Source organism: Butyrivibrio sp., assembly GCF_017940685.1.
Classification (GTDB): domain Bacteria; phylum Bacillota; class Clostridia; order Lachnospirales; family Lachnospiraceae; genus Butyrivibrio.
The window spans coordinates 21,478-38,624 of the sequence record NZ_JAGAYD010000004.1 but is presented as its reverse complement, the minus strand read 5'-3'; the positions used below and the strand labels follow the sequence as shown (position 1 = coordinate 38,624).

Genomic DNA, 17,147 nt, shown 5'->3' with positions numbered 1-17,147 from the left:
GCGGTCCTTTCAAGAAGCTCTTTGAAATACGCTTCATCAGCCTCTTTCCTGGTGTATGTAAGAATTGCGCACATACTTCTTTCCTCCATATATTTTTCGTGACACGGGGACGGTTCTTTTGTCTCATTGTGTGCAATGAGACATGGGGACGGTTCTTTTGACTTGTTGTACACAATGAGACAAAAGAACCGTCCCCGTGTCACCACAAATGCTCTACACACAAAAAGACGACACAACGAGATCATGCCGCGCTTTTCGCAGCAAGATGCCCCATTGCATCGTCTTAATATTTGTAAGTCCCTTATTCACCTGATCACTCATAAGCAAAAAGCGCCTTAGAGCAGTATAGTCCTGCTCTAAGACGCCCTTGTCTTTATGAATTGTAAGTTTAAAGGATGAAAAATACTTTGTCAAGTATTTTTGTATACAATTATGCAATTCTGCTTCTGGCCTGTTACTCCGTTTATAACAAAGCTTGTTTTTTATCTGCCCTTGACCTTTTCATCCATATATTTGTCGATGACCTTGTATATCTCCAGGTTTGGATCATCGATCATCTGGAGAGTTGTATCAAGCTGAAGGAGCTTATCCTGCCCTTTACTTCTCATCTCCCAGACAGGAAGGGGCTTGTCAGCTACTTCTGTGTTGTAGATACCATCTCCTGGTTCATCTGTCTGGCGATAGCTACCGTTTGGATCTCCGTTATAAATAAAGTTTACCCAGTAGCTCTGCATGATCTCAGACAGTTCATAGTCGCTGTCATCGTAGAGCCCGGGATGACGCCAGAGATTGCCGTAGGCGTAGGGCAGTTCTCCTGCATGATAGTTGGTAAGGACGTTATTGGTCTTGGTAAAATAGTACTCATAAGCCGGAATGCCCTGCTTAACAATGTAGTTGTTCCAAACATAGTGGGGATAAGTAAACCACATAGCACTGTAAGCCACGTTAAGGGCTCCCTTGGCTTCTCCAAGCTTATCAATTATTATGTGCTGATCACGCTGTGGCAGGTTATACGGGACAACCTGTGCCATTTCCTCTGCGTAGTCGTCCATGTCCTTGGCAAGAAGCTCCACATAGTTGTCCCTTGTAGCCTCGTCGTCTAACAAAAATGCATCAGCCTCCTTGGCATTGAATCCGTTTAAAAGAGCTTTCTCATTGTTTTTACCCTGTTCATATGTAAGATAGGGCTGCTGGGTTAGTGCATAGCCATCAACTGTCATAGCGGAGTTATCAGTAATGGTGGTCACAAGCTCTTTTGCCGGAATATTTCTAAGTTCCTCTGAGGTTTCTACCCGGAACTCGCTTCTGACTGCGTCTCCAGTGGCGATGGCATCCTCGTAATATCTGAAAGTGTGGAAAGGCTCTTTGGGCAGGACAGAGCTGGATTCAGCAATTGCGTACTGAAATTTCCCCTTGGAAAGGGGCGAAGCGCAAATTGCATTGACGCTGGATGCTCCAGCTGACTCACCTGCAATGGTGATTCTCTTAGGGTCTCCGCCAAATGCCTTGATGTTGTTATATACCCAGTTAAGAGCTGCTATCTGGTCAAGAAGGCCATAGTTACCAGTAGTGCCGTTTGGAGACTCTTTCTTTAGGTCCTCTGCGGCGTAGTAACCAAACACTCCCAGCCTGTATGCGCAGTTGACGTACACTACACCCTTTTTCGCCAGGTCTTCGCCGCGATATTCTGTGTAGGAAGGTTTGCCTGTGGTAAGAGAACCACCGTGGATATAGAGAACTACTGGCAGAAGGTCATCAGTCTCTTTTTCCGGAGAAAAGATATTAAGGTACAGGCAGTCTTCGCTCATCTCTTCAACATACTCATCCCCAAATCTGATGCGGTAGTCGTGATAGCCCAGAATCCTTGCAAGAGAGTCATAAATAACGCTGCTCCTTGGCTGCATCGCCATAGGTCCAAAATGATCACAGGCTCTTACACCTTCCCATTTATCAGGGGTCTGCGGTTCTCTGAACCTCAGCTCCCCAACAGGGGGCTTGGCATAAGGAATACCGCCATATGCCTTAACTGTGTGGTCTTTATTATAGACACCGGTAAGCTGCCCCTGATCTATAGTTACAACCGTCGTGACATCAGGCTTTTTATTATCAACAACCGGAACGCGCTTAACAGGTGGCTGCGTAAAGAAGTAGTTCGCTGTAAGTACAAGTACAAACAAAAGCATAGCGCAAACCGCCCTGATGCGCATATCACGCCTTTTATTCTCAGGGCCGTAGCCATGGATATTCCCAAAAACACTGCCCCTAGTGGCGTCATATTTCTTTTTGCAATAAGCCCGATAACCGATCATTGCTGCGCAGGCTGCTACTGCGATGATCCAGCTGATAAGGATGTTCTTGGACAGCTCAAGTACTGCGATATATAAAATTGTTATTAGAATAATCAGGAAATAAAACATGGTCACCTCTATCTGCGCTTGAAAACGCGGTTTAGTGTTTCACAGAATTCTTGATTTTTTGGTAATACCCAAGAATTCTCTTTTCCAAGTCACTATTGGAGCCAAGTTCCTCTAACATGCTAAATAGTTCAGGTGCCTCATCCTGATCTATGACAATTGTCTTAGCTGCATCATCGGAACCCATTCCGCAAAGATATTCCGGTGAAGTGTTAAAGACCTGGGCAATAAAACATATCGTCTGATACGAAGGAGTCCTCTGTCCGTTCTCATAACGTCCATAACCCATAGCAGACATGTTAAGTCTCTTGGCTGCCTCTGCCTTGTTAATGCCCAGCTTCTGGCGTATCTGAACTAATCTATCAGGCTGAAAATTCATAATATTCTCCCTATTGACAATAACCAATGGTTATATTATTCTATTCGCTAACCGTTGGTTATATCATAACGAATTAATCCACAGTATGCAAGAGATTTATGCTGAGCAAAAGAGGAATTTTTCATAAAAAAATACAAAATATTGACACCGTATATGGTGTCAAATACAATTGAGGTGCAAACATGTCAAAGTGGGACAAACTTATAGCAGCGATTCTATCACTATCAAACGATTTAAGATTCGAGGAACTTAGACGTGTCCTGGAGGCATATGGCTACACTATTCATGCACCGAGCAGCGGAAGTAGTCATTACACATTTAGAAAGCCTGGAAAAAACCCTATTACTATTCCAAAGCACGAACCAATAAAGAAAGTATATGTAGAGATGGTCAAGAGAGTTGTCTTGGAGGAAGGTGATTCAGATGAAGAAAACAATTGATGAATACATGAAAAAGCCATATAAGATGGAGATTGTTAAGGACACCGATGAAGGAGGATTTGTAATCTCATTTCCAGAGTTACCAGGGTGCCTTACTGTGGGTGGTACAGTGGAAGAAGCAATAAAAAATGCCGAAGACGCCAAAAAGACTTGGTTCGAAGCTGCACTAGAAGAAGGAATCGCAATAAATGAACCTGAGATCAACGAGAAGTATTCAGGGCAGTTCAAGCTTAGAATTCCAAAGAGTCTTCATCGGTCACTGGCCGAGAGCGCCAAAAGAGAAGGTATCAGCATGAATCAATACTGTGTCTATTTGCTTTCGATGCTCAACAATATGCATACTCCTAGCATCTATAAATAAAATTGCATAATTGTATACAAAGTACTTGACAAGGATTTTTTTATCCTTTAAACTTACAATTCATAAAGACAAGGGCGTCTTAGAGCACAGCACGTTGCTCTAAGGCGTTTTTTGTTTTGGGTGATCAGGTAAATAGCGTTTTGCGACTATAAAGACGATGCAATGGGGCATCACTGCTGCAGCTAGCACAGCAATGAGCCAAATTGCATCGTCTTTTTCGTGCCACGGGCAAGCCACAGGGACGTTTCTTCTGTCTCATTGTGCACAACATGTCACGGGGACGGTTCTTTTGGCTGGTCACCTAAATAACTAGGAGGAGAAATAGTATGAGTGAAGAAATTTTACAAGCTATAGATGGTACCGTATTTAGCGTCTGGTTCTTAATTGGCGCAGCACTGGTTTTCTGGATGCAGGCAGGCTTTGCAATGTGTGAGGCGGGCTTTACCAGAGCCAAGAACACTGGAAATATCATCATGAAAAACCTGATGGATTTCTGTATTGGAACTGTAGTATTCATTCTTATTGGATTTGGACTTCTTCTTGGTGAAGATCTGGCAGGATTCATCGGAAGACCTGGATTTGACATTTTCACAAACTATGCAAACTTTGACTGGTCCAACTTCGTATTTAACCTGGTGTTCTGTGCAACAACAGCAACCATCGTTTCAGGATCAATGGCTGAGAGAACAAAATTCATTTCTTATTGTGTGTACTCGGCAGTTATCTCAGCAATCATTTATCCCATTGAAGCTCACTGGACCTGGGGCGGAGGCTTCCTTTCACAGATTGGCTTCCATGATTTTGCAGGTTCAACCTGTATTCACATGGTAGGTGGTATCTCAGCTCTCATCGGTGCAGCATTCCTTGGACCACGTATCGGTAAGTTCGAAAGAGATAAAGACGGCAAGGTAGTTAAAGTAAATGCTTTCCCTGGTCACAACCTTGTGGCAGCTGCTCTTGGCGTATTCATTCTCTGGCTTGGCTGGTACGGATTTAACGGCGCTGCCTGCACTTCAGTAGATCAGCTTGGATCAGTATTTGTTACAACCACAATTGCTCCAGCTCTGGCTACAGTTACATGTATGATCTTTACATGGCTTAAATATGGTAAGCCCGATGTTTCAATGTGTCTTAACGCTTCACTTGCAGGACTTGTTGCTATCACAGCTCCCTGCGATGTAACAGATGCTTTCGGCGCTATAGTCATTGGTATTGTGGCAGGGCTTCTTGTATGCTTTGGTGTTTGGTTTCTTGATTACAAGCTTCACATCGATGATCCTGTGGGTGCCGTTGCAGTTCACTGCTTAAATGGTATCTGGGGAACTCTGGCAGTAGGTCTTTTCGCTACAAATGCAGCCCCTGGCTACTCAATTGCAGACGCAACAGGAAACGAGATGGTTGGCCTGTTCTATGGCGGCGGATTCAAGCTCCTTGGGGTCCAGCTTGCAGGTTTTGCAGCAACAGCAGCCTGGACAGCAGTTACTATCACGATCACATTCGTAGCAATCAAAAAGATATTTGGCCTTAGAGTTACTGAGGAAGAAGAGATCCTTGGTCTTGATTCAACAGAACATGGCCTTGCATCAGCTTACTCAGGATTCGCTATCATGGACGTTTCAAACACTCTTACAATGGGAGTAAACGAGAACACAGACCTTGGAGTAAGTGGTTACGAAGAGGCTTCCGAGTTCCAGAAGAAGGCTTCAGTACCGGTCGTTACAGCACCTGTTCATACTGAGTCAGGAATACATAAAGTTGTCATCATCGCTAAGTTGTCCCGCTACGACAAGCTTCGCCGCGCTATGAACGAGCTTGGAGTTACCGGAATGACTGTTACTCAGGTCATGGGCTGTGGTGTCCAGAAAGGCTCTGGCGACATGTATCGTGGAGTTGAGATGGATGCCACGCTCCTTCCCAAGATCAAGCTTGAAGTTGTTGTCAGCAAGATCCCGGTTGAGGACGTTATCGAAGCTGCTAAAAAGACTCTTTACACAGGCCACATCGGAGATGGCAAGATCTTCGTATATAGCCTGGACAATGTAGTAAAGATCAGGACTGGTGAAGAAGGTGCCGCAGCCCTGGCAGATGTAGAATAAAAACAAGACACGGGGACGGTTCTTTTGACTTGTTGTTTACAATAAGTCAAGAGAACCGTCCCCGTGTCTTGTTGTGCACAATGAGACAGTAGAACCGTCCCCGTGGCTTACCCGTGGCTTATTCAAAAGCTACTGCGACCTTCTCAAGGAGATCTCTGATCTCTAGGTGCTGAGGACAAACTGCCTCGCACATTCCGCACTTAACGCAGTCAGATGCCTTACCAAAGCCGTCAGTAAACTCAGCGTATTTTTTCTCTATGTCTGATCCAAGGCTTGCCTTGTCATTGAGGCAACTAAACAGATCAGGAATCCTGATGTTCATAGGACAGTGGTTCTCTTCGATGCAGTAGTGACAGTTGGTACATGGGATAAGGTCAAGACCTTTGGTGATCCTGATTACCTTCTGCACTGCCTCCATCTCTTTTTCCGAAAGAGGCTTAAAGTCCTTCATGTAGGAGATGTTATCATTCATCTGCTCAATTGAACTCATACCGGACAGTACCATGGCGATCTGGTCAAATCCAGCAACAAAGCGGATAGCATAGGATGCATAGCTCATATCTCCAAGGTCGTCATAAACCTTTTTAGCCTCATCAGAAAGGTTTACAAGGCTTCCGCCCTTAACAGGCTCCATTACAAGGATTGGCTTGTTGTGCTTTTTACATACCTCGTAACACTTTCTGCTCTGAACTCTGTCATCCTCATAGTCAAGGTAATTGAACTGAATCTGAACAACCTCTACCTCAGGGTGATCAGTTAATATCTTGTCCAGAAAATCTGCTGAATCATGGAAAGAAAGACCAACGTGCTTAACCTTTCCCTCTTTCTTGAGTTCCTGTGCAACCTCGAAAGCTTCGCATCTTTGGAACTTGTCATAGTTGCCTCTGCCAAGCGCATGCATCAGGTAAAAATCAAAATATTCAACTCCACACCATGCAAGCTGCTTTTCAAAGAAGGGACGGATCTCTTCTTTGCTGTTAAAATAGGGCTCTGTGAGCTTGTTGGTAAGAGTGTACTCACTTCTGTCGTGGCGGCTTGTGAGGCACTCTTTTAAAGTTGTCTCAGACAGTCCGTCGTGATAGCCGTGGGCTGTATCAAAGTAGTTAAAGCCGTTTTCAATAAAGGCATCAACCATATCGCAAACCTGCGCCTTATCAATCTGGCCATCCTTCATGGGCAGCCTCATTGCGCCAAATGCAAGTTTCTTTTTCATCTCAGGAAAAAAAATCTGTGCCATAGAAATCTCCTTTCAGGGGGTAAAAAAGACCTGTGGTTGCCACGCCACAGGCCATCATTAGTACAGATTAAGAAAGAGCCTGTTCAAGATCTGCGATGAGATCTTCCTTGTCCTCCAGGCCGCAGCTCATTCTTACAAGTCCTGCTGGGATTCCAGCCTCAGAAAGCTGCTCATCAGTCATCTGCCTGTGTGTTGATGTTGCCGGGTTGAGACAGCAGGTACGGGCATCTGCCACGTGAGTCTCAATAGCAGCAAGCTTTAATTTCTTCATAAAGTTCTCTGCTGCTGACCTGCCACCTTCGAGCTCGAAAGAAACTACGCCGCAACCACCGTTTGGCATATATTTCTTAGCAAGCTCATAATACTTATCTGATTCAAGGCCAGGGTAGCTGACCTTAACAACCTTAGGGTGCTTTTCCAAAAACCTTGCTACTGCCAGACCATTCTCAACATGCTTGGGCATGCGTACGTGAAGAGATTCAAGTCCAAGATTTAAGATAAATGCATTCTGTGGAGACTGGATGCTTCCAAAGTCTCTCATAAGCTGGGCTGTAGCCTTGGTTATGAAGGCTCCCTCTTTTCCAAACTTATCAGCATATGTAATTCCGTGATATGAATCGTCTGGCTGACAAAGTCCAGGGAACTTGTCTGCGTGTGCCATCCAGTCAAACTTGCCTGAATCTACGATTGCTCCGCCAACGCCGGCTCCATGACCGTCCATGTACTTGGTTGTTGAATGAGTTACAATATCTGCTCCCCACTCGATTGGCCTGCAGTTTACAGGTGTTGGGAAGGTGTTATCCACAATAAGAGGTACTCCGTGTCTGTGGGCAGCGTTTGCAAACTTCTCGATGTCTAAAACTGTAAGAGCAGGATTGGCGATAGTCTCTCCAAATACAGCTCTTGTGTTGTCCTTAAATGCAGCGTCGAGCTCTTCATCTGTGGCTGTAGGTGAAACGAAGGTAACCTCGATTCCCATCTTTGCCATGGTAACTGCAATAAGGTTAAAGGTTCCGCCGTATATTGATGAAGAAGCTACAATGTGGCTTCCGCACTCGCATATGTTAAACAGGGCAAAAAAGTTGGCTGCCTGTCCTGAAGATGTGAGCATTGCTGCAGTTCCGCCCTCAAGTGCAGCTATCTTGGCTGCAACATGATCATTGGTGGGGTTCTGAAGCCTTGTGTAGAAATATCCACTGGCCTCAAGGTCAAAAAGCTTACCCATATCCTCGCTGGTGTCGTACTTAAAAGTTGTTGACTGAATAATAGGTATCTGCCTTGGCTCTCCGTTTTTCGGAGTATATCCCGCCTGTACGCACCTTGTTCCAATTTTCTGCTGACTCATCTGTTAATGCCTCCAAATTTTAATTATTCCGATTTCATAAGTGGTTATATTTTACCACATTTTTTAGTGGGTTAAAGCATTAAAGAAGATGAGATCTAAGTTCTTCTGGAGTCTTGTCTGAAAGCATTGCTGGAGGAATATCAAGCATTGTTTTGCATCCCTTAGCGCCTTCAGCATGCATCTTAAATGCTGCTCTTGCAACTGCTACTAAAACGCTTGTTGTAAATTCAGGGTTTGAATCAAGCTTTAAGCTGTACTCGATGATGTGATTGTGCTCCTTGTCAGCCCCTGTCTTTCCGCTTCTAAATACAAAGCCGCCATGAGCCATTCCGCTATGGTTCTTAAGAAGCTCTTCCTCGCTGATGAAGTGAACAGTTGTGTCATAATCAGCGAAATAGTTTGGCATCTCTTTTATCTCTTTTTCAACAGCTGCTGCATCAGCACCGTCCTCAAGAACAACAAAGCACTCTCTTGTGTGCTTGTCTCTTGTGGACAGCTCAGGGTTCTTGCCGCTTCTAACTGCCTCGAGAGCGCTCTCTACAGGGATTGTGTACTGCTTGGCATTCTTAACGCCCTTGATACGGCGGATCGCATCAGAATGTCCCTGTGATACGCCCTTGCCCCAGAATGTGTAGTCGTTGCCATCTGGAAGGATAGCGTTTGAATAAACTCTGGCAAGTGAGAACATGCCTGGATCCCATCCGCAGGAAATAACTGCAACCTTGCCTGCTTCCTTAGCTGCCGCGTCAACATTTGCAAAGTGCTCTGGAATGCGGGCATGTGTGTCAAAGCTGTCTACAACGTTGAACATCCTTGCGTACTGTGGTGTCTGAACAGGAAGGTCTGTTGCGCTTCCTCCGCAGAGGATCATAACATCTATCTTGTCTTTGTAGTCTGCCACGTCATTAACAGAAACAACAGGAACGCCTGCTGTCTTTATTGAAAGAAAAGATGGATCTCTTCTTGTGAAAACTGCAACCAGCTCCATATCTGGTGCTGCAGCTACTGCCAGTTCTACTCCCTTACCAAGGTTACCGTAACCAAGGATACCAATTCTGATACTCATTTCTTTTGCCTCCTATTAAAAAATAAATCACGTACAATTAAACTGTATTATACAATCATTTATCCTGCTGTGCTATCTATTTTTTTGATGTTTTCTGCCTAAAAATATTCAGATTATGCGGATTTGTTTTTTCGAGTTTAGTATTATGTTATACTGATTAATATAAAGAAAAGGGGGATCTGCTTATGCTAAGTGAATATCAAAAAATACCTGCATCAATGAATTCAAATGTTGCTCTTAAGATCATTCCCGGGCACTACGCTACCACCCATTCTCACATCACAAACTACATGGAAATTGGCACACTTAAGACCAGATGTAATGAAGCTCATGGCGTGGCCAGCGCTCTGGCAATGCACTACACTTTCGGAACTCCAGTTGATACTATTTTGTGCGCTGATGGAACTGAAGTTATAGGAACTTACCTTGCAGAGGAACTCACCAAGGCCGGAGTTCTTAACACCAACGCTCACAAGACGATCTACGTTCTTGCGCCTGAGTATGCGCCTAATGGGCAGATAATCTTCAGGGATAATCTCCAGCTGGCTATCAGAGGTAAAAACGTACTGATCCTCATGGGCTCTCTTGCAACAGGTCTTACCCTGGAAGGTCTCATGGACGGTGTACGCTACTACGGAGCTACTGTTTCCGGAGCATGTGCTATTTTTAGTGCTGTAAAAGAAGTTGAGGGAATCCCTGTTTTATCCGTATTCCATCCAGAAGAAATTCCGAATTACCACTCCTATGCTCCATCAGAGTGTCCTCTCTGCAAAGCAGGACAGCCAATAGATGCCCTTGTAAACAGCTTTGGATATAGCATTTTAAGATAACTGGTGCTTTTTCCTATATTCTCTTGGCGGGCATCCATACCTCTCTGCAAACTTCTTGTAGAAGTATGCGCTGTTTTCATAACCAATGTTTTCTATTATCCGCTCTGTGGTAAGAGTGGTGTTCTCTAAATAATAAGCAGCTTGCTGCAGCTTCCTTTGCTGCAGGAGCTGCTTAAAATTATTACCGGTGTTATTTTTTAATAGTCTGCTTAGGTGGGCTGTGGTATAGCCTGTCTTCTTTGCAAGTTCCTCAAGACTTCCATCTTTATAGTTGTGATCTATGTATTCAAGGGCTGCTATGGTGATATTCTGTCCCTTGGACCTCATGTCCTTTAAGGTATCTGCAGAAAGAGCAGCTAGATTCATAAGGAGAAGATCCATGGTGCCATTTACCACCTGGTTCATGTCATTTGGATGGACTGTCAGTGTCCAGATCAGGTTCTCCATAAGATTCTCTACAGCTATGACTCCCTTGGCATGATATAGGAGAAAGTCGCTGTACCTGTTCTTTTCAGAAAGGGAAGCTATGATAAAGTCCCTTAGGATGTTCTCCCTGTCGTAAGAGACGCTGCTTCGGGAAAAGAACTCCGGGAGGATTATAATGTTCATGGCAAGATCATCTTTGCTGCAGGGCAGGATTTCATGCCTTGCGTGGCGATTCATAAGTAAAATATCGCCCGTTTTTAATTCAATCGTATCTCCATCCTTGATCCTGGTGGTAAGGCTCCCCTGGAGCATAACCAGCATCTCTATATAGTTGTGTCTGTGTTCAGGGAAGTAAGCAAACCTTGTGTGGGGTCTTATGGCGATGAATTTGCCCTTCTCAAGAAGCTTGGCGGAGTCCACCACAAACTCATCCTCTGATGTGTAAAGCTCCTTGGAAATAGCCGCATTTCCTGCAATTATCTTCTCTTCTTCCTCTGTGATCTTGTAGATGTGGTCAAGGATTTCTTTTCTCATAAGTACTCCGGATAAAAATATCAAATAAAGTTCCATTTTGGATAAGGTTTAGTTCTAGAAGGTCCCACTGATGTCCTATATTATAACATGATATAAGGGGTGTTACAGCATTACATTACAAATATCAGATGAGGTATAGCAATGAACAGATATTACCTGGCAATTGACATCGGAGCTTCCAGCGGAAGGCACATCATTGGATGGGTCCAGGATGGAAAGATGCTTCTAAAAGAGATCCACCGCTTTGAAAACAGACAGCGCAGCGAAAATGGACATCTTGTGTGGGACATGGACAATCTCTGGAACGGGATCATTGATGGTCTTAAGGCCTGCAAGAAAGAAAATATGATCCCCGAAACTGTGGGAATCGATACCTGGGGCGTTGACTACGTTCTTCTTGATAAAGATGGAAACATGGTGGGAGACGCAGTAGCTTACAGAGATAGCAGAACAGCTGATATGGATAAAGAGCTGATAAAATACGTCTCTGAAGAGGAACTTTACAAGAGAACCGGAATACAGAAACAGCCTTTTAACACGATCTATCAGCTCCTTGCTCTAAAGAAAGAAAACCCGGAGCAGATTAAAAAAGCAGACAGCCTACTCATGATCCCTGACTACTTTAACTTTAGGCTCACAGGAGTTAAAAAGCAGGAGTATACAAACGCCACTACCTCCAACCTCGTAAATGCGGAAGGAAAAGAGTGGGATATGGAGATCATAGAAAAGCTTGGTCTCCCAAAAAAGCTCTTTGGAAAACTTAGTTTGCCAGGAACCACTGTTGGGTCTTTTACTGGCGAGATTTCTGAGCTCGTTGGTTTTAAATCAACTGTTATTTTACCAGCAACCCACGACACTGGCTCAGCGTTCCTTGCTGTCCCTGCCAGGGATGAAACTTCAGTATATCTCTCCAGCGGAACCTGGAGCCTTCTGGGTGTAGAGAATGCGGTTCCAATAACAAGCGATATCGCCAAAAAAGAGAACCTCACCAACGAGGGTGGAGCCTTCTACCGCTACAGATTTTTAAAGAACATCATGGGACTTTGGATCATCCAGTCCATAAGGCGAGAGCTAAATGGAAGCGAATATGTTGAGGGTAAAAAGAGTAAATACGCTACTGACAAAACCTACAGTTTCCCTGATCTTATAGAAGAGGCAAAGAAATGCTCTGATTTTGAGACTGTACTTGATGTTAACGACAGCTCTTTTCTCTCACCTGACAGCATGATCGATGCCATAAAAGAATACTGCAGGGCACATGGGCAAAATGTTCCTGAAAGCGTCGGACAGATCATGCAGAGCGTATATCTTGGACTGTCCAGGTGCTACGCTGACACCATAAAAGAGATTGAAAACATCACTGGCAAAAAGATCACCGGTATCAACATTATCGGAGGCGGATGCCAGGATTCATACCTTAATGAACTTACAGCAAAGACCGCTTCCCTTCCAGTATATGCTGGTCCTATAGAGGGTACAGCCATTGGAAATCTCGTTATCCAAATGATAACAGCTGGTATATTTAAAAGCCTTGCAGATGCACGAAACTGCATCTTTGAAAGTTTTGATATAAAGACCTTTTAAAAGTTTAATTGATTGGAGGATTACAAAATGAGTTACGAACAGGCAAAAGAAAAGTACAAAAGTATCGGAATTGACACCGAGGCAGCCATTGAAAAGCTTAAGGACGTGCAGATCGCACTTCACTGCTGGCAGGGCGACGATGTAAGAGGCTTTGACACAGACCCAAACAAGCCCCTTACAGGCGGTATCCAGACAACAGGTAACTACCCTGGAAGAGCAAGAACTCCCGAAGAGCTCATGGCTGATATCGATGAAGTTTTAAAGCTCATCCCTGGTAAGGCCAAGATGAACCTTCACGCCAGCTACGCAATTTTCGACGATGAGAACGGTGGCTGGGTTGACAGAGATAAGCTTGAGCCCAAGCACTTCAAGAAATGGGTGGACTTCTGCAAGGAGAGAGGCCTTGGATGCGACTTTAACCCTACATTCTTCTCTCACCCAAAATGCGATCCGCTTACCCTTGCTTCACCTGATGAGGAGACAAGAAAGTTCTGGATCGATCACGGAAAGGCATGTATCAGGATTTCCCAGCATCTCGCAGAAGAACTTGGCCAGACCTGCGTTATGAACATCTGGACAGGAGATGGATTTAAGGATGTTCCTGCTGACAGAAAGGGTCCTCGTGACAGATACAAGGATTCTATCGAGCAGATCCTCTCTGAGCCCTTCGACTTCAACAAAGTTAAGCCCTGCGTAGAGTCCAAGGTATTTGGTATTGGCGTTGAGTCCTACACTGTTGGAAGCGCTGAGTTTACTCTCAGTTTTGCTGCAACACATATGGACAAGTGCATTCCTCTTATGGACAACGGTCACTACCACCCAACAGAGGTTGTAAGCGACAAGATCCCTGCGCTTTTATCCTTCTTCCCTAACATCGCCCTTCACATCACAAGACCTGTACGCTGGGATTCTGACCACGTTGTGCTGTTTGATGATGAGACAAAAGAAATCGCTAAGGAGATAGTTCGTTGCGGTGGCCTTGAGGGCTCTGTATTTATGGCACTTGATTACTTTGATGCTTCAATCAACAGGATTGGTGCATGGGTAACAGGATATAGAAACACTCAGAAAGCTCTTTTAAATGCACTTCTCACACCAAACGCTGACCTTAAAAAGCTTCAGGATAGCCAGAACTTTACAAAGCTTCTTGTAAGCCAGGAAGAGCTTAAGACAATGCCATTTGGCGATGTTTGGAATGAGTTCTGCAAGCGCGCTGGGGCTCCTTGCGATGGCGAGTGGTTTGCAGAAGTTGAAAGATATGAGAAAGATGTGCTCTCAAAGAGAGTATGATTACTTCAATAATATGAGGAGATTTTGAAATGAAAGTTTTAGACGCTGAATTTACACAAGGATTTATCCGCATGGCAAACGACGGATGGGAACAGGGTTGGCACGAAAGAAACGGCGGAAATCTGTCCTACAGGATGAAGCCTGAAGAAGTAGATATGGTAAAGGATGACCTTAAGGCAAGGGACTGGCAGCCAATTGGCACTACCGTTCCTGATCTTGCCGGAGAGTTCTTTATGGTTACAGGTTCTGGAAAGTTTTTCAGGAATGTGATCATCAAGCCAGAAGACAGCTTCTGCATAATCGAAGTTGATGAAAAGGGTGAAAATTACCGCATCATGTGGGGTCTTGTAAATGGTGGAAGACCTACATCTGAGCTTCCAAGCCACCTTATGAACCACGAGGTAAAAAAGCGCGTAACCGGTGGAAAGTACCGCGTTATCTATCACGCACACCCAGCAAACACTATAGCTCTTACCTTTGTTCTTCCACTTACAGACGAGGCTTTCACAAGAGAGCTCTGGGAGATGGCAACTGAGTGCCCTGTTGTATTTCCTGACGGAATCGGTGTTGTGCCCTGGATGGTTCCAGGCGGCCGCGAGATTGCCGTTGAGACCAGCAAGCTCATGGAGAAATATGACGTTGCAATCTGGGCTCACCACGGAATGTTCGCTGCAGGCGAGGACTTCGATCTGACCTTCGGACTTATGCACACAGTTGAAAAGTCCGCTGAGATCCTGGTCAAGACTCTTTCCATGACAGGAACAAAGAGACAGACCATCACTCCTACAGACTTCAGAAACCTGGCGAGGGACTTTAATGTAACTCTTCCTGAGAGATTCCTCTTTGAGAAGTGATGAAAACTGTTATAGCTAAAGTTTGAGACAATAGCCGAAAGTCCGGATCGGAGGGTGGCGAGCTTAAACACACAATTTTTGCTCATGTTAAACCAAACACTCCATCGAGCCCAGAGCATCAATCTTATCGTGCATAGGCACTCAAGATTGATTGGTCTCGACTTCGTGGTTTAAAAATCGCAAAAGCTTGTGTGTTTAAGCTCGCCACCCTCCGATCCGGACTTTCTGATTATTGGCATAATTCAATAAGTTGTAAGAGTTTTTTATTAGATTCATGATCTTTAATAGCAATACGGTAAAAACCATCAGCTAAACCGTCGAAGGTACTGCAGTCACGGATAAGAACGTGATGATTTAGGAGCAGATGGTATAGGTCATGATCTTCAGGCATTCTTACCAGCAGGAAGTTTGTATCAGAATCAAAGACCTTTATACCAAGCTTTCTAAGTTCTGAGGTAAGGTATTCCCGCTCGGCTCTTATAATTTCAACTGTGCGGTCCATGAAGCTTTTTGACGAGTCTTCAGCACAGGCTATTCCTGCTGTCTGGGCAAATACAGACATATTCCACTCTGGCAAAAATCGCCGTAATCTCTCGATGTTATCAGGCTTAGAGAGGCAGAACCCAACTCTAACCCCGGGGATTGAAAAGAGCTTGGTGTAAGCATCAACTATGTAGAGGTTATCATAGCTATCCAGATAGGCTCTGGCGCTTGTACCATTATCCGAAAGTCTGAAAAAGCATTCATCTACAATAAGTGCAGTCCCTGTCTCCTTACACTTTTTAAGTATCGCCTCCAAAACATCTTTCTTTATGCACTTTCCTGTGGGATTGTTGGGATTACCAAGGATCACAAGGTCTATGGCACAGGTGATTTCATCCACAAACGTTTCATCAAGCTCAAATCCCTTATCTTCCCGGAGCTGATAAGTCACAGTCTCGCACTGTGGCGTCATAGAAAGGGCATGAACATATCCATAGAAACTCGGTACAGGCAAAAGAGCTTTCGAAGGTCCAAGCATATTAACGATAGCTGAAAGCAGCTCAGATGCGCCGTTTCCGCCTATGATGTTCTCAGGCGATAGCTTTTCAGCCCCGGAAACAGCTTCCCTGAACTTCCTCTGATCCATATCAGGATATTTATCTATATCACAAATAGCCCCGCACAAAGCATCTTTTACCTCATCTGGGCATCCACAGGGATTTAAACTCACTGAAAAATCCAGCTCTATTTCTTTGTCGTAAACTTCACCGCCGTGGAGCATATATCTATCTCACTTCCCAAAGTCCAAATGTGCAATGACAATATCTATCCTCGATCAGACTGCAACGAGCAATATTCCTATTGCCAGCAGCACAGCCACCCACAAATACTCGGTTAAAAACATGAGCCTTGCAGCTCTTTTAATATCCTCTTTCTCAATAGGCCTTGTATCATCCCCAATATAGGGCTTGTGGACCATTTTCCCAAAGTAGCTGCTATCTCCCCCAAGCCGTACTCCAAGAGCTCCGGCGCAGGCGCTCTCAGTCTGAGCAGAGTTGGGACTTTTGTGGTTATAACGGTCACGCTTAAAGACGCAAAAAGCTCTTTTGCTGCTAAAATCTCTTCCGCCAATAAATGCAGCAACCACCATCATCAGAGCGCTGAGCCTAGCTGGAATATAGTTAAATACGTCGTCCATCTTAGCCGCCACCTTGCCAAAATACTCATATCTGTCATTGTGATAGCCAAGCATGGAATCCATGGTATTTACTGCCTTGTAGGCAAATCCAAGGATCGGTCCGCCGAGAAAAGTATAGATCAGAGGCGCGATGATGCCGTCTGAAGTATTCTCAGCGATGGTCTCAACCACAGCCCTTGTGATGGCTGCTTCATCAAGGTTTTCAGTATCCCTTCCCACTATCATGGAAAGTGCCTTCCTGGCATCTGTCAGGTCATCGCCATCTGCCGTCTCCATGGCCCTGTAGACCTTCATGCTCTCATCTGAAAGGCTCTTAGCCGCCAGGATATAGCAGGTAAGGATTGCCTCTACCACGACGCCGCAGACTACATGGATACTATATGCGCCAAACATGATCGCAAAAGTCACCGCCACTGTCATAAATACAACAATAAGCCAGGTCACTGCCCCCCGGAGCACACTTTTTTCGTTGTTCAATTTCCTATCAAGCCATCCGATAAGAGCTCCAATAAGCCTTATGGGATGGGGAAATCCCTGAGGGTCACCAATTATGCGGTCCAGAAGGACTCCTAGAATAAATCCAATTAAATGTTCAAGTACCATTTTCTAT

The 17,147-nt window shown here is 44.7% G+C and carries 16 protein-coding genes; 7 read left to right on the top strand and 9 right to left on the bottom strand.

Going from position 1 to position 17,147, the window contains the following annotated elements; genetic code table 11:
- From J6I68_RS00395 to J6I68_RS00385, 3 genes are all read right to left on the bottom strand, one after another.
- The coding region (locus J6I68_RS00395; RefSeq protein WP_292216284.1) for a hypothetical protein at nucleotides 1–206 on the bottom strand (206 nt) is incomplete at its 3' end.
- 276 nt (nucleotides 207–482) lie between these two features.
- Nucleotides 483–2,417 (bottom strand): carboxylesterase/lipase family protein, encoded by a 1,935-nt coding sequence (locus J6I68_RS00390; protein ID WP_292216282.1) that lies wholly within the window; start codon nucleotides 2,415–2,417, stop codon nucleotides 483–485.
- 31 nt (nucleotides 2,418–2,448) lie between these two features.
- Nucleotides 2,449–2,793 carry a helix-turn-helix domain-containing protein gene (locus J6I68_RS00385; protein WP_292216280.1) on the bottom strand — a complete coding sequence of 115 codons (345 nt, stop codon included), beginning with the start codon at nucleotides 2,791–2,793 and terminating at the stop codon, nucleotides 2,449–2,451.
- Between the two features lie 182 nt (nucleotides 2,794–2,975).
- On the opposite strand from J6I68_RS00385, the gene J6I68_RS00380 reads away from it, so the two are divergent.
- The 3 genes from J6I68_RS00380 (at nucleotide 2,976) to J6I68_RS00370 (ending at nucleotide 5,690) form a co-directional block, all read left to right on the top strand.
- Nucleotides 2,976–3,233: a type II toxin-antitoxin system HicA family toxin gene (locus J6I68_RS00380; protein WP_292216278.1), complete on the top strand. Its 258-nt coding sequence runs from the start codon at nucleotides 2,976–2,978 to the stop codon at nucleotides 3,231–3,233.
- Nucleotides 3,217–3,594 (top strand): toxin-antitoxin system HicB family antitoxin, encoded by a 378-nt coding sequence (locus J6I68_RS00375; protein WP_292216276.1) that lies wholly within the window; start codon nucleotides 3,217–3,219, stop codon nucleotides 3,592–3,594. The genes J6I68_RS00380 and J6I68_RS00375 overlap by 17 nt, the downstream gene beginning before the upstream one ends.
- Before the next feature lie 326 nt (nucleotides 3,595–3,920).
- Complete coding sequence (locus J6I68_RS00370) at nucleotides 3,921–5,690, top strand: ammonium transporter (RefSeq protein ID WP_292216275.1); 1,770 nt, start codon at nucleotides 3,921–3,923, stop codon at nucleotides 5,688–5,690.
- Between the two features lie 118 nt (nucleotides 5,691–5,808).
- On the opposite strand, the gene J6I68_RS00365 is transcribed toward J6I68_RS00370, so the two are convergent.
- The 3 genes from J6I68_RS00365 to J6I68_RS00355 form a co-directional block, all read right to left on the bottom strand.
- Nucleotides 5,809–6,927, bottom strand: coding sequence for an aldo/keto reductase (locus J6I68_RS00365; RefSeq protein ID WP_292216273.1), 1,119 nt, complete (start codon nucleotides 6,925–6,927; stop codon nucleotides 5,809–5,811).
- Nucleotides 6,928–6,994: 67 nt separating this feature from the next.
- Nucleotides 6,995–8,272 (bottom strand): O-acetylhomoserine aminocarboxypropyltransferase/cysteine synthase family protein, encoded by a 1,278-nt coding sequence (locus J6I68_RS00360; protein ID WP_292216272.1) that lies wholly within the window; start codon nucleotides 8,270–8,272, stop codon nucleotides 6,995–6,997.
- Nucleotides 8,273–8,351: 79 nt separating this feature from the next.
- Nucleotides 8,352–9,338 carry a diaminopimelate dehydrogenase gene (locus tag J6I68_RS00355; RefSeq protein WP_292216271.1) on the bottom strand — a complete coding sequence of 329 codons (987 nt, stop codon included), beginning with the start codon at nucleotides 9,336–9,338 and terminating at the stop codon, nucleotides 8,352–8,354.
- Between the two features lie 185 nt (nucleotides 9,339–9,523).
- Here J6I68_RS00355 and J6I68_RS00350 point away from each other — a divergent pair, with 185 nt between their 5' ends.
- The gene (locus J6I68_RS00350) at nucleotides 9,524–10,168 is read left to right on the top strand and encodes a phosphoribosyltransferase (protein WP_292216269.1); all 645 of its coding nucleotides are present in this window, start codon (nucleotides 9,524–9,526) and stop codon (nucleotides 10,166–10,168) included.
- On the opposite strand, the gene J6I68_RS00345 is transcribed toward J6I68_RS00350, so the two are convergent.
- The gene (locus tag J6I68_RS00345) at nucleotides 10,160–11,128 is read right to left on the bottom strand and encodes an AraC family transcriptional regulator (protein ID WP_292216268.1); all 969 of its coding nucleotides are present in this window, start codon (nucleotides 11,126–11,128) and stop codon (nucleotides 10,160–10,162) included. The two genes, J6I68_RS00350 and J6I68_RS00345, sit on opposite strands and share 9 nt — an antisense overlap.
- A gap of 141 nt (nucleotides 11,129–11,269) precedes the next feature.
- Here J6I68_RS00345 and rhaB point away from each other — a divergent pair, with 141 nt between their 5' ends.
- Genes rhaB through rhaD form a run of 3 tightly spaced genes read left to right on the top strand, consistent with a single transcriptional unit; the run spans nucleotide 11,270 to nucleotide 14,856 of the window.
- Nucleotides 11,270–12,712, top strand: coding sequence for a rhamnulokinase (gene rhaB / locus J6I68_RS00340; protein ID WP_292216266.1), 1,443 nt, complete (start codon nucleotides 11,270–11,272; stop codon nucleotides 12,710–12,712).
- Between the two features lie 27 nt (nucleotides 12,713–12,739).
- Complete coding sequence (locus tag J6I68_RS00335; RefSeq protein WP_292216264.1) at nucleotides 12,740–14,002, top strand: L-rhamnose isomerase; 1,263 nt, start codon at nucleotides 12,740–12,742, stop codon at nucleotides 14,000–14,002.
- 29 nt (nucleotides 14,003–14,031) lie between these two features.
- The gene (gene rhaD, locus J6I68_RS00330) at nucleotides 14,032–14,856 is read left to right on the top strand and encodes a rhamnulose-1-phosphate aldolase (RefSeq protein WP_292216262.1); all 825 of its coding nucleotides are present in this window, start codon (nucleotides 14,032–14,034) and stop codon (nucleotides 14,854–14,856) included.
- A gap of 229 nt (nucleotides 14,857–15,085) precedes the next feature.
- Here the strand turns inward: rhaD and J6I68_RS00325 are convergent, their stop codons facing one another.
- Together J6I68_RS00325 and cbiB are read right to left on the bottom strand one after the other, a co-directional pair.
- Nucleotides 15,086–16,120 carry a pyridoxal phosphate-dependent aminotransferase gene (locus tag J6I68_RS00325; RefSeq protein ID WP_292216260.1) on the bottom strand — a complete coding sequence of 345 codons (1,035 nt, stop codon included), beginning with the start codon at nucleotides 16,118–16,120 and terminating at the stop codon, nucleotides 15,086–15,088.
- A gap of 54 nt (nucleotides 16,121–16,174) precedes the next feature.
- Nucleotides 16,175–17,140 carry an adenosylcobinamide-phosphate synthase CbiB gene (cbiB, locus tag J6I68_RS00320; protein WP_292216259.1) on the bottom strand — a complete coding sequence of 322 codons (966 nt, stop codon included), beginning with the start codon at nucleotides 17,138–17,140 and terminating at the stop codon, nucleotides 16,175–16,177.
- Nucleotides 17,141–17,147: the final 7 nt, after the last annotated feature.